3 protein-coding genes are annotated in these 14,535 nt (G+C 45.4%); 1 reads left to right on the forward strand and 2 read right to left on the reverse strand.

Features of this window, described 5'->3' with window-relative positions; translation table 11 throughout:
• The first annotated feature begins 143 nt into the window (after nt 1-143).
• Complete coding sequence (locus tag PW252_RS04605; RefSeq protein ID WP_316716849.1) at nt 144-11,210, forward strand: collagen-flanked surface repeat-containing protein; 11,067 nt, start codon at nt 144-146, stop codon at nt 11,208-11,210.
• Nucleotides 11,211-11,388: 178 nt separating this feature from the next.
• Here the strand turns inward: PW252_RS04605 and PW252_RS04610 are convergent, their stop codons facing one another.
• Both PW252_RS04610 and PW252_RS04615 read right to left on the reverse strand, forming a co-directional pair.
• Nucleotides 11,389-12,645 carry an ISL3 family transposase gene (locus tag PW252_RS04610; RefSeq protein ID WP_316716633.1) on the reverse strand — a complete coding sequence of 419 codons (1,257 nt, stop codon included), beginning with the start codon at nt 12,643-12,645 and terminating at the stop codon, nt 11,389-11,391.
• A gap of 129 nt (nt 12,646-12,774) precedes the next feature.
• Nucleotides 12,775-14,493 carry a phospho-sugar mutase gene (locus PW252_RS04615; RefSeq protein WP_248049691.1) on the reverse strand — a complete coding sequence of 573 codons (1,719 nt, stop codon included), beginning with the start codon at nt 14,491-14,493 and terminating at the stop codon, nt 12,775-12,777.
• Nucleotides 14,494-14,535 lie beyond the last annotated feature (42 nt).

The following is a 14,535-nucleotide window of genomic DNA, read 5'->3' on the forward strand; positions in this document are numbered from 1 at the left end:
TTAATAAAATTTATAAAAAAATAAATGCACTGCACAAAAATGTATTTATTGTGAAACATTCATTTTATAGACATTATATAATGTATTGTGTAATCATGCAACTATTTCTTTATAAAGTTGTTGGAATATGGAAAGGAATTCTTATGTTTTTTGATAATAAACAGCTTGAAAACGAAGCATTGCGCTCGAAGCAACGGTTTACCATTAAAAAGTTTAAATCGGGTGCAGCCTCAGTTTTAATCGGTTTCTTATTTATGTTCAGCGGTGGAGCCTTAAAAGCTGCTGCAGAAGAGCTTGAATCAGGTCAGTTGCCACAGACGACCGAGCTGGTGGACAAACCACTGGATTCAAGTGCTCAGGCAAACGAAGTAGTTTCTCATTCGGTACAGCAAGAAGCAGGAGAGGTTGTACAAACAGTAGAGCCAACTTCTGCCGTGCTTGCAACACCCCCAAGTTCCACTCAGCTAGTAGACGAACAGCCTAAAGAAACAGAGGAAACGATTGCTACTAAGTCAGCAACTGTTCCTAGTTCCGCTCAGGAAGTAGCAGAGCCTAAATCCCAGGAAATTGTGGAGGAGATTACTCCTGAACCAGCAGTATTGTCAACTTCATCGACAGAAGCAAAACCTGAGCAGAAGCAAGGAGTTGCAACACAGCAAGCGACTGAAGAAAGTGTAACGAAGCTTGAACCTGTTTCTAATAATGTCCAAGCAGATGCTAGCAAGGAGAATGTAGCGAATGCAACAAGAGCCGCAGAAACTCAAATAGATGGACAAGCTTTGCCAACTCGTGATTTAAGTCAGTTAGATTTGGCCAATATGAGCTTTGCAGACTTGGAAACTTTAGGGCTTTCTGAAGAAGAGAAACTCACTCTGTTCAATCAAATTCTTGCTCAACAAACAGGATCGAATTCTGTTCAACTAACAGAGGAAGAAATAAGAAGTTTAGCTGGTTTCAGTGAAGCTGAGAAAAATTTCTATATTCAAAATAAATTAGGCAATACCAACCTTCCGCAACCACTCAATTTGGTAGTTATGTCAGAAACACTGATTACGCCTAATAATCAGAACAAGTATGTGGTTAATGCAAAAGGGCAGACCTTTGCCTATGGTCCTGCAAACTACACCTTGACTGTGACGCCGAACCGAGCCAGAAATACCGTGGATTTCGAACTGAATTATAAATTAGACGGTATCAATGGTCGTTCGGGTACTCACGTGGCTGATTTTGTTGTCAATCTCGGAAGCGCTTACGGTACACCTGGTGTTGCAACAGTGCGTGCTGGGAACAATACTACGACCACCGCTCTCGTTAATGGTGGGCGTCGAAATACCATTACTGGTTACAGTCCGACATCGCCTATCCAATACACAAACGCCCAAGTGATGAATGGACCACTCAATGTGAAGTTCACAGTACCTGTTAGAAACTGGAATGGGGATTTGAGTATTGATAACCACATTGGTATGTTCTCCGTTGACACTGGGGCTAACAACACGAAAGATTTCTTCTCTTCAGACAACTACTTCTGGAATAAGAGTGTCGTAACCATTGATCCTAATCCAAGTAGAAATGAAATCACAACGACCTTGCCTCCTATTGCGATGCCGATTCCATTTCAAACAGAATACCGCTTCGTTGTTATGCCTGACCAGGCTCCTGGTTTCACCAGACAAATTGAAGCCGGTGCAAATGGGGTGATGCAGATTCCTGTTAAACGGATTGCTTACATTGGTGCAAATGGTACAGAGGAATCTCATCGTTATGAGTATGGTCAAGCGACTGTACATACACCGGCACGCAATCAAATCATTGAGGTTAATATCAAAGATGGCATAGAGGCACCAGTTGCAGCACCGAATATTGATGTGACTACAGTTCGAAAACAAGGTTCTGTAGATGGAGGGCCATTGGTCAATGGTACGGAATTGACCTTTAGAGATGGTCCGAACGGTAGAATTATCCGACAGGTCTTTATCCCAGATGGTTTACAAGGGGAACGAGGTCAAGATGGTCGAAATGCAGATATTACTGTTGAACCTGCACGAGCTGCGGATGGCACACCAGGATACAATATCACAGTTACTGGCGCTGATGGTAGCAGATATACTCGATTTGTTCGTGATGGAAAAGACGGTCGCGATGGTCGAAATGCAGATATTAGTGTAACTCCTGCTGTTGCAACAGATGGAACAAAAGGTCACAATGTTACCGTTACTAGACCGAATGGTAGCAGTTTTACTACCTTTATCCGAGATGGAAAAGACGGTACCAATGGTCGTGACGGTCGTGATGGTATAGATGGTAAAACTCCGAGTGTAGATTTACAACCTTATACAGGTCAAGATGGCCGCATTCTTGGTACAACGGTTATTGTAAAAGATGGTGATGGTCAAATCATTTCCCGTAGAAATATCTTAAATGGTAGCGATGGTCAGGACGGCAAAACGCCATCTATTGAACAATTACCAGTGATGGATGGTGGTAGAGTCATCGGCACCCTCATTATTGTTCGTGATGGTGATGGTCGTGAAATCAATCGCCAGACTATTTACAACGGTCGCGACGGTGCCAAAGGTCAAGATGGTGCCAATGGTAGCTCCGTCATTTCCGAACGTCAAAATGACGGTACTGTTAAAGTTTACAATGTGTCTTCTACAGGTCAGCGTACTGAAGTCGCCACCATTCGCAACGGTGTCGACGGTACCAACGGTCGTGATGGTGCTAATGGTAGCTCCGTTGTTTCAGAACTTCAACCAGACGGTAGTGTAAAAGTTTACAATGTGTCTTCTACAGGTCAGCGCACTGAAATCGCCACCATTCGCAACGGTGTCGACGGTACCAACGGTCGTGATGGAGCTAAAGGTCAAGATGGTACCAATGGTAGCTCCGTTGTTTCAGAACTTCAACCAGACGGTAGTGTAAAAGTCTACAATGTGTCTTCTACAGGTGACCGCACTGAAATCGCCACCATCCGCAACGGTGTCGATGGTACCAACGGTCAGAATGGTGCCAATGGTAGCTCAGTTGTTTCAGAACTTCAACCAGACGGTAGTGTAAAAGTCTACAATGTGTCTTCTACAGGCGACCGTACTGAAATTGCCACCATTCGAAACGGTGTCGATGGTCGTGACGGCGCCAAAGGTCAAGATGGTACCAATGGTAGCTCCGTTGTTTCAGAACTTCAACCAGACGGTAGTGTAAAAGTTTACAATGTGTCTTCTACAGGTCAGCGCACTGAAATCGCCACCATCCGCAACGGTGTCGATGGTCGTGACGGTGCCAAAGGTCAAGATGGTACCAACGGTCGTGATGGTGCCAATGGTAGCTCCGTCGTTTCTGAGCTTCAACCAGATGGCAGTGTAAAAGTTTACAATGTGTCTTCTACAGGCGACCGTACTGAAATTGCCACCATTCGCAACGGTGTCGATGGTGCCAATGGTAGCTCAGTTGTTTCAGAACTTCAACCAGACGGTAGTGTAAAAGTTTATAATGTGTCTTCTACAGGTCAGCGTACAGAAATCGCTACAATTCGCAACGGTATCGATGGTACCAACGGTCGTGATGGTGCCAATGGAAGTTCAGTTGTTTCAGAACTTCAACCAGATGGTAGTGTAAAAGTCTACAATGTGTCTTCTACAGGCGACCGTACAGAAATCGCCACCATCCGCAACGGTGTCGATGGTCGTGACGGTGCCAAAGGTCAGGATGGTACCAACGGTCGTGATGGTGCCAATGGCAGCTCAGTTGTTTCAGAACTTCAACCAGACGGTACTGTAAAAGTCTACAATGTGTCTTCTACAGGCGACCGTACAGAAATCGCCACCATTCGCAACGGTGTCGATGGTGCCAATGGAAGCTCCGTCGTTTCCGAACGTCAAAATGACGGTAGTGTAAAAGTTTACAATGTGTCTTCTACAGGTCAGCGTACAGAAATCGCCACCATCCGCAACGGTGTCGATGGTCGTGACGGTGCCAAAGGTCAAGATGGTACCAATGGTAGCTCTGTTGTTTCACAACTTCAACCAGACGGTAGTGTAAAAGTCTACAATGTGTCATCTACAGGCGACCGTACAGAAATCGCCACCATCCGTAATGGTGTTGATGGTACCAACGGTCGTGATGGTGCCAATGGAAGTTCTGTTGTTTCAGAACTTCAACCAGACGGTAGTGTAAAAGTTTACAATGTGTCTTCTACAGGCGACCGTACAGAAATCGCCACCATCCGTAATGGTGTAGATGGTCGCGACGGTACCAAAGGTCAAGATGGCACAAATGGAAGTTCTGTTGTTTCACAACTTCAACCAGACGGTAGTGTAAAAGTCTACAATGTGTCTTCTACAGGTCAGCGCACTGAAATCGCCACCATCCGCAACGGTGTCGATGGTCGTGACGGTGCCAAAGGTCAAGATGGTACCAACGGTCAAGATGGTACCAACGGTCGTGATGGTGCCAATGGTAGCTCCGTCGTTTCTGAGCTTCAACCAGATGGCAGTGTAAAAGTTTACAATGTGTCTTCTACAGGCGACCGTACTGAAATTGCCACCATTCGAAACGGTGTCGATGGTCGTGACGGTGCCAAAGGTCAAGATGGTACCAATGGTAGCTCCGTTGTTTCAGAACTTCAACCAGACGGTAGTGTAAAAGTTTATAATGTTTCATCCACAGGTCAACGCACCGAAATCGCCACCATCCGCAACGGTGTCGATGGTCGTGACGGTGCCAAAGGTCAGGATGGTACCAACGGTCGTGATGGTACCAATGGTAGCTCCGTTATTTCAGAACTTCAACCAGACGGTAGTGTAAAAGTTTATAATGTGTCTTCTACAGGTCAGCGTACAGAAATCGCTACAATTCGCAGCGGTATCGATGGTACCAACGGTCGTGATGGTGCCAATGGAAGTTCAGTTGTTTCAGAACTTCAACCAGACGGTAGTGTAAAAGTTTACAATGTGTCTTCTACAGGTCAACGCACCGAAATCGCCACCATCCGCAATGGTGTAGATGGAACAAACGGTCGTGATGGTGCTAAAGGTCAAGATGGTACCAATGGAAGTTCAGTTGTTTCAGAACTTCAACCAGACGGTAGTGTAAAAGTCTACAATGTGTCTTCTACAGGCGACCGTACTGAAATTGCCACCATCCGCAACGGTGTCGATGGTCGTGACGGTGTCAAAGGTCAAGATGGTACCAATGGTAGCTCAGTTGTTTCACAACTTCAACCAGACGGTAGTGTAAAAGTTTACAATGTCTCATCTACAGGTGACCGCACTGAAATCGCCAGCATTCGCAACGGTGTTGACGGTACCAACGGTCGTGATGGTGCCAATGGTAGCTCCGTTGTTTCAGAACGTCAAAATGACGGTAGTGTAAAAGTTTACAATGTGTCTTCTACAGGCGACCGTACTGAAATTGCCACCATTCGAAACGGTGTCGATGGTCGTGACGGTGCCAAAGGTCAAGATGGTACCAATGGTAGCTCCGTTGTTTCAGAACTTCAACCAGACGGTAGTGTAAAAGTTTATAATGTTTCATCCACAGGTCAACGCACCGAAATCGCCACCATCCGCAACGGTGTCGATGGTCGTGACGGTGCCAAAGGTCAGGATGGTACCAACGGTCGTGATGGTGCCAATGGTAGCTCCGTTATTTCAGAACTTCAACCAGACGGTAGTGTAAAAGTTTATAATGTGTCTTCTACAGGTCAGCGTACAGAAATCGCTACAATTCGCAGCGGTATCGATGGTACCAACGGTCGTGATGGTGCCAATGGAAGTTCAGTTGTTTCAGAACTTCAACCAGACGGTAGTGTAAAAGTTTACAATGTGTCTTCTACAGGTCAACGCACCGAAATCGCCACCATCCGCAATGGTGTAGATGGAACAAACGGTCGTGATGGTGCTAAAGGTCAAGATGGTACCAACGGAAGTTCAGTTGTTTCAGAACTTCAACCAGACGGTAGTGTAAAAGTCTACAATGTGTCTTCTACAGGCGACCGTACTGAAATTGCCACCATCCGCAACGGTGTCGACGGTACCAACGGTCGTGATGGTACCAATGGTAGCTCAGTTGTTTCAGAACTTCAACCAGACGGTAGTGTAAAAGTTTACAATGTGTCTTCTACAGGTCAGCGCACTGAAATCGCCACCATCCGCAACGGTGTCGATGGTCGTGACGGTGCCAAAGGTCAAGATGGTACCAACGGTCAAGATGGTACCAACGGTCGTGATGGTGCCAATGGTAGCTCCGTCGTTTCTGAGCTTCAACCAGATGGCAGTGTAAAAGTTTACAATGTGTCTTCTACAGGCGACCGTACTGAAATTGCCACCATTCGAAACGGTGTCGATGGTCGTGACGGTGCCAAAGGTCAAGATGGTACCAATGGTAGCTCCGTTGTTTCAGAACTTCAACCAGACGGTAGTGTAAAAGTTTATAATGTTTCATCCACAGGTCAACGCACCGAAATCGCCACCATCCGCAACGGTGTCGATGGTCGTGACGGTGCCAAAGGTCAGGATGGTACCAACGGTCGTGATGGTACCAATGGTAGCTCCGTTATTTCAGAACTTCAACCAGACGGTAGTGTAAAAGTTTATAATGTGTCTTCTACAGGTCAGCGTACAGAAATCGCTACAATTCGCAGCGGTATCGATGGTACCAACGGTCGTGATGGTGCCAATGGAAGTTCAGTTGTTTCAGAACTTCAACCAGACGGTAGTGTAAAAGTTTACAATGTGTCTTCTACAGGTCAACGCACCGAAATCGCCACCATCCGCAATGGTGTAGATGGAACAAACGGTCGTGATGGTGCTAAAGGTCAAGATGGTACCAATGGAAGTTCAGTTGTTTCAGAACTTCAACCAGACGGTAGTGTAAAAGTCTACAATGTGTCTTCTACAGGCGACCGTACTGAAATTGCCACCATCCGCAACGGTGTCGATGGTCGTGACGGTGTCAAAGGTCAAGATGGTACCAATGGTAGCTCAGTTGTTTCACAACTTCAACCAGACGGTAGTGTAAAAGTTTACAATGTCTCATCTACAGGTGACCGCACTGAAATCGCCAGCATTCGCAACGGTGTTGACGGTACCAACGGTCGTGATGGTGCCAATGGAAGTTCAGTTGTTTCAGAACTTCAACCAGACGGTAGTGTAAAAGTCTACAATGTTTCATCCACAGGTCAGCGCACTGAAATCGCCAGCATCCGCAACGGTGTCGACGGTACCAATGGTAGCTCAGTTGTTTCAGAACCTCAAAAAGATGGTAGTGTAAAAGTCTACAATGTGTCTTCTACAGGCGACCGTACTGAAATCGCCAGCATCCGCAACGGTGTCGATGGTGCCAAAGGTCAAGATGGTACCAATGGTAGCTCAGTTGTTTCAGAACTTCAACCAGACGGTAGTGTAAAAGTTTACAATGTGTCCTCTACAGGTCAGCGCACTGAAATCGCCAGCATCCGCAACGGTGTCGATGGTGCCAACGGCAGCTCAGTTGTTTCAGAGCTTCAACCAGATGGCAGTGTAAAAGTCTACAATGTGTCTTCTACAGGTCAGCGTACAGAAATCGCCACCATTCGCAACGGTGTCGACGGTACCAACGGTCGTGATGGTGCCAATGGTAGCTCCGTCGTTTCAGAGCTTCAACCAGATGGCAGTGTAAAAGTTTACAATGTGTCTTCTACAGGTCAGCGTACAGAAATCGCCACCATTCATAATGGTGTAGATGGTCGCGATGGTAAGAATTCAGAAGTCATAGTGACCCCAGGCACAGACCAAAATGGTAATACCGGTCAAACGATTACTATTGTCAAACCAGACGGTAGTCGCGAAACCACCTTTATCCGTGATGGTAAAGATGGTAGAGACGGTGTTGACGGTAAGGATGGCAAGTCTCCACTTGTAGAACAAATCGAAGTTCGTGAGGGAGACAAGGTTATCGGTACTACCATTATCATCAAAGATGGTGATGGTCAGGAAATCAGCCGTCAAACCATTCTCAACGGCCGCGATGGTAAGAACTCAGAAGTCACAGTGACCCCAGGCACAGACCAAGATGGTAATACCGGTCAAACGATTACTATTGTCAAACCAGACGGTAGTCGCGAAACCACCTTTATCCGTGATGGTAAAGATGGTAGAGACGGTGTTGACGGTAAGGATGGCAAGTCACCACTAGTAGAACAAGTCGAAGTTCGCGAAGGTGACAAGGTTATCGGCACTACTATTATCATCAAAGATGGCGATGGTAATGAAATCAGTCGTCAAACCATCCTCAATGGTCAAGATGGTAAGAATGGTGCTGATGGTAAGAGTGCCGAAGTCACTGTTACTCCAGGCACAGACCAAAACGGTAACCCAGGTCAAACGATTACTATTGTCAAACCAGATGGCAGTCGTGAAACTACCTTTGTCCGTGATGGTAAGAACGGTGTAGATGGTCGCGACGGAAAAGATGGCAAGTCACCACTAGTAGAACAAGTCGAAGTTCGCGAAGGTGACAAGGTTATCGGCACTACTATTATCATCAAAGATGGCGATGGTAACGAAGTCAGCCGTCAAACTATCCTCAACGGTGTAGACGGTAAGAATGGTGCCGATGGTAAGAGTGCTGAAGTCACAGTAACCCCAGGCACAGACCAAAATGGTAACCCAGGTCAAACGATTACTATTGTCAAACCAGATGGCACTCAAGAAACCACCTTTATCCGTGATGGTAAAGATGGTGCCAAAGGTCAAGACGGCAAGTCACCACTAGTAGAACAAGTCGAAGTTCGCGAAGGTGACAAGGTTATCGGTACAACCATTATCATCAAAGATGGCGATGGTAACGAAGTCAGCCGTCAAACTATCCTCAACGGTGTAGACGGTAAGAATGGTGCCGATGGTAAGAGTGCTGAAGTCACAGTAACCCCAGGCACAGACCAAAACGGTAACCCAGGTCAAACGATTACTATTGTCAAACCAGATGGCACACGAGAAACTACCTTCATCCGCGACGGAAAAGATGGCGCTAAAGGTCAAGACGGTAAGAACGGTGCAGATGGTCGCGACGGAAAAGATGGCAAGTCACCACTTGTAGAACAAATCGAAGTTCGTGAAGGCGACAAAGTTATCGGTACTACCATTATCATCAAAGATGGTGATGGTCAGGAAATCAGCCGTCAAACCATTCTCAACGGCCGCGATGGTAAGAATTCAGAAGTCACAGTGACCCCAGGCACTGACCAAGATGGTAATACCGGTCAAACGATTACTATCGTTAAGCCAGATGGCAGTCATGAAACTACCTTTATCCGTGATGGTAAAGACGGTAGAGACGGTGTTGACGGTAAGGATGGCAAGTCTCCACTAGTAGAGCAAATCGAAGTTCGTGAAGGCGACAAAGTTATCGGTACTACCATTATCATCAAAGATGGTGATGGTCAGGAAATCAGCCGTCAAACCATTCTCAACGGTCGCGATGGTAAGAATTCAGAAGTCACAGTAACCCCAGGCACAGACCAAAACGGTAACCCAGGTCAAACGATTACTATCGTCAAACCAGACGGTAGTCGCGAAACCACCTTTATCCGTGATGGTAAAGATGGTAGAGACGGTGTTGACGGTAAGGATGGCAAGTCTCCACTAGTAGAACAAGTCGAAGTTCGCGAAGGTGACAAGGTTATCGGCACTACTATTATCATCAAAGATGGCGATGGTAATGAAATCAGTCGTCAAACCATCCTCAATGGTCAAGATGGTAAGAATGGTGCCGATGGTAAGAGTGCTGAAGTCACAGTAACCCCAGGCACAGACCAAAATGGTAACCCAGGTCAAACGATTACTATCGTCAAACCAGATGGCACACGAGAAGCTACCTTCATCCGCGACGGTAAAGATGGAGCCAAAGGTCAAGATGGTAAGAATGGTGTAGATGGTAAAGACGGTCGCGATGGCAAGTCCCCACTAGTAGAACAAGTCGAAGTTCGTGAGGGTGACAAGGTTATCGGTACAACCATTATCATCAAAGATGGCGATGGTAACGAAGTCAGCCGTCAAACTATCCTCAACGGTGTAGACGGTAAGAATGGTGCCGATGGTAAGAGTGCTGAAGTCACAGTAACCCCAGGCACAGACCAAAATGGTAACCCAGGTCAAACGATTACTATTGTCAAACCAGACGGCACTCAAGAAACCACCTTTATCCGTGATGGTAAAGATGGTAGAGACGGTGTTGACGGTAAGGATGGCAAGTCTCCACTTGTAGAACAAATCGAAGTTCGTGAGGGAGACAAGGTTATCGGTACTACCATTATCATCAAAGATGGTGATGGTCAGGAAATCAGCCGTCAAACCATTCTCAACGGCCGCGACGGTAAGAATTCAGAAGTCACAGTAACCCCAGGCACAGACCAAAATGGTAACCCAGGTCAAACGATTACTATTGTCAAACCAGACGGCACACGAGAAACCACCTTTATCCGTGATGGTAAAGACGGTAGAGACGGTAGAGATGGTAGAGACGGTAAAGACGGTAGAGACGGTGTAGATGGTCAAGATTGTGGTTGTGATCCAAATCTCCCAACCCCACCAGTAGTCCCAACTCCACCGGTAGTTCCAACTGTGCCAGCAGTTCCAACTCCACCAGCAGTTCCAACTCCACCGGTAGTCCCAACTCCACCGGTAGTTCCAACTGTGCCAGCAGTTCCAACTCCACCGGTAGTTCCAACCCCACCAGTAGTCCCAACTCCACCGGTAGTTCCAACTGTGCCAGCAGTTCCAACTCCACCGGTAGTCCCAACTCCACCGGTAGTCCCAACTCCACCGGTAGTTCCAACTGTGCCAGCAGTTCCAACTCCACCAGTAGTCCCAACTCCACCGGTAGTTCCAACTGCGCCAGTAGTTCCAGCTCAACCGGCAGTTCCAACTGCGCCAGTAGTTCCAGCTCAACCGGCAGTTCCAACTGCGCCAGTAGTTCCAGCTCAACCGGCAGCTCCAACCCCACCAGTAGTTCCAATTCCTCCAGTTGCTTTGACTCCACCTACCCCACTGGTTACTCCAAGTGTTCCAGTTCAATCAGAACCACTTAAAGTTGTGGTAACTCCAGGGACACAAGTAGCGGTATTGCCAAATACAGGTGAAACAGACTCAACATTCATATTGATTATGAGTGGAGGTGCTATTGTTGCTAGCTTATCTTTGGCTGGAACTTTAATAAGAAGAAATAACTAGTGCATTGAAACTACTTGTATTAAAGTTGCCCATTGTCAACCGAGTGGATTGTTGAAAGCTAGAGTTAGAGAGAGCGAATACTTTGCTCTCTCATTATTCATAAAAAAAAGAGTCGCGTCTGCGACTCTTTTTGCTTATAATTTTGGCTCTTTGTCAACTGTAGTGGGTAGATGAAAAGCTAACACCTAGAGAGGACGAAGTTCGTTCTCTCTTTCTTTATGTTCAAAGCAATCAAAATACGTTTTTTAAAATTTTCAAAGTTCCTGAAACCAAAGGCATTTCTTTTAATGACTTTGATGAGATTGTTGGTAGCTTCCAGTTTGGCGTTCGAATAAGGCAATTCCATGGCGTTTAAAACCTTTTCTTTATCCTTTAGAAATGTCTTAAATACCGTCTGGAAAATAGGATTAACATTGGCTATTTCCTGTTCGATAAGGTCAAAGAAATGATCTGAGTTTTTCTCTTGGAAATGGAACAAGAGAAGCTGATAGAGTTCATAGTGCTGTCGTAGTTCCTCTGAAAAAGACAGTAGTTTTTCTAGGATTTCCTTGTTAGTCAAGTGCATGCGAAACATAGGGCGATAAAATCGTTTATCGCTGAGTTTACGGCTATCTTGTTGTATCAATTTCCAGTAGCGTTTCAAGGACCGGTATTCCTGCGATTTTCTGTCGAATTGATTCATAATTAGAATACGAACGCGGTTCATAGCACGGCTAAGGTGCTGCACAATGTGAAAGCGGTCCAGAACAATCTTGGTGTTTGGAAATAGCTGTCTAGCCAATTTGTAGTAAGGACTAAACATATCCATGGTAATGACTTTGACTTGATTTCTAACCTTTCTAGGATAGCGTAGAAAGTGGTTTCGGATGGTTGCTTGTGTTCTTCCGTCTAGAATAGTTATGACATTTAGGGAGTTGAAATCTTGAGCGATAAAGCTCATTTTCCCCTTTTTGAAGGCATACTCATCCCAGCTCATCACCTCAGGTAAGGTATTCCAATCTGTTTCAAACTTGAACTCATTAAGCTTTCTCATAACTGATGAGGTTGAGATAGATAGCCTGTGTGCAATATGTGTCATTGCTTGATTTTCGATGAGTAATTGAGCAATCTTCTGGTTAACAGCGACGGAGATTTGGTGGTTCTTCTTGACAAGAGGAGTTTCAGCGACCGCTATTTTTCTGCAATCTTTACACTTGAAGCGACGCTTTCTAAGTCGGATAAGCAAGGGATAACCAGCAGTTTCTAGGTAGGGAATTTTGGAGGGTTTTTGGAAGTCGTATTTTGCCATTTGTCCCTTGCAGGAGGGACATTTAGGGGCTGTATAATCCAAATGACCATGAAGTTCTAAGTGAGTTCCCATATCATATTCATTAGAGATAGTGATATTTTTGTCTTTAATTCTGAGAAGATTTGTGATAAGATTTAGTTGTTCCATATGAGTCTTTCTAATGTGAGTTTGGTTGCTTTTCATTATAGGCCATATGGGACTTTTTTTCTACAATCAAAAAGACTCCATAATATCCATAGAGGATTTACCCACTACAGATATTATAGAGCCATAATTTTACCCAACAAATTCGTTGATTTCTTTTTCGATGTTGGCGATTTTTTCTTCTGCTTCAGCAAGTGTTTCACCGACTGTTGCGATGTAGAATTTGATTTTTGGTTCTGTTCCTGAAGGACGAACAGCGAACCAAGAATCATCTGCCAAGGTGTATTTCAAGACATCTGATGGAGGAGTAGTGAGTTTTTCAACATTTCCATCTTTATCTGTTTTGGTTTGAAGGGCAAAGTCTTCGAATACTGCGATGTCTGTTGCATTGAATTGGGCTGGTGAATTATCGCGGAATTTAGCCATGATTGCCTTGATTTGCTCTGCACCGTCTTTACCAGAAAGAGTAACTGAAATTGTTTTCTCAGCAAAGTAGCCGTATTCTTTGAAGATTTCATCGATACCGTCAGCCAAGGTCATGCCACGTGAACGGTAGTAGGCAGCAATTTCAGCAACCATAAGCACAGCCTGGATAGCATCCTTGTCGCGCACGAATGGCTTGATGAGATAACCAAAGCTTTCTTCGAAACCAAACATGTAAGTATGGTTATGCTTTTCTTCAAACTCTTGGATTTTCTCAGCGATGAATTTGAAACCAGTCAAGACATTGAACATGGTAGCACCGTAGCTTTCAGCAATCTTAGTTACCAACTCAGTAGATACGATTGACTTAGCTAGGGCAGCGTTTGCTGGAAGAGTTCCAGCTTGCTTGTGAGCTTCAAGGATATATTTAGCAATGATAGCGCCAATTTGGTTACCAGAGAGGTTCCAGTACGAACCGTCAGCTTGACGAACTTCAACACCCACACGGTCTGCGTCAGGGTCAGTGGCGAGAAGGACGTCCGCCCCGACTTCACGGCCCAATTCTTCCGCAAGGGCAAATGCAGCTTGGCTTTCTGGGTTTGGTGAAGCGACAGTTGAGAAGTCAGGGTCAGCAGTTGCTTGAGCTTCCACAACTTGAACAGACTCAAAACCAGCCTGTGCAAGAGCACGACGAGCCAACATTTCCCCTGTACCATGAAGTGGTGTGTAAACAATCTTCATGTCTTTACCGTATTCAGCAATCAATTCAGGATTGATATTGAGGTCTTTGAGTTCTTCAAGATATTTAAGGTCAGTTTCTTCGCCAAGAACCGTAATCAAGCCGTTTTCCTTGCTGGCTTCAAGGTCAGCCAATTCAACTGCAAATGGATTGTCAATGGCACGGATGAAGTTGGTAAGAGCATCTGCATCAGCAGGTGGCATTTGTCCGCCGTCTTCACCGTAAACTTTATAACCGTTGAATTCTTTCGGGTTGTGGCTGGCAGTCACCATGATACCTGCGATAGCATTGTAATGACGAACTGCAAATGACAACTCAGGAGTTGGACGAAGGCTTTCAAATACATAGGATTTGATACCATGTGCTGCCAAAACTTGAGCAGATTCAAAGGCAAATTCTGGAGAGAAGTGACGTGAGTCGTAAGCGATGGCAACACCACGTTTTTTAGCTTCTTCACCTTTAGATTCTACCAATTTTGCCAAACCTTCGGTAGCTTGACGGACAACGAAAACGTTGATACGGTTGGTACCAGCACCAATATAACCACGCATACCCGCTGTACCAAATTCAAGGTTTGTATAGAAGGCATCTTCTTTTGTTTTTTCATCCATTGAGACTAATTCTTCACGCAAGTAATCTGGAAGGTCCGCAAAGTCGAGCCATGTTTGATAGGTTTCTTGATAAGTCATCGCATATCTCCTTAAAATTTTTTCTTTTAAACGCTTTCATTA

The sequence above is a fragment of the Streptococcus sp. 29887 genome (genome assembly GCF_032595075.1).
Classification (GTDB): domain Bacteria; phylum Bacillota; class Bacilli; order Lactobacillales; family Streptococcaceae; genus Streptococcus; species Streptococcus iners.

What these genes read in the sequence shown, in the direction of transcription:
- PW252_RS04605 (WP_316716849.1), top strand. Translation starts at nt 144, where the DNA reads ATGTTTTTTGATAATAAACAGCTTGAAAACGAAGCATTGCGCTCGAAG.
- PW252_RS04610 (WP_316716633.1), bottom strand. Translation starts at nt 12,645, where the DNA reads ATGGAACAACTAAATCTTATCACAAATCTTCTCAGAATTAAAGACAAA.
- PW252_RS04615 (WP_248049691.1), bottom strand. Translation starts at nt 14,493, where the DNA reads ATGACTTATCAAGAAACCTATCAAACATGGCTCGACTTTGCGGACCTT.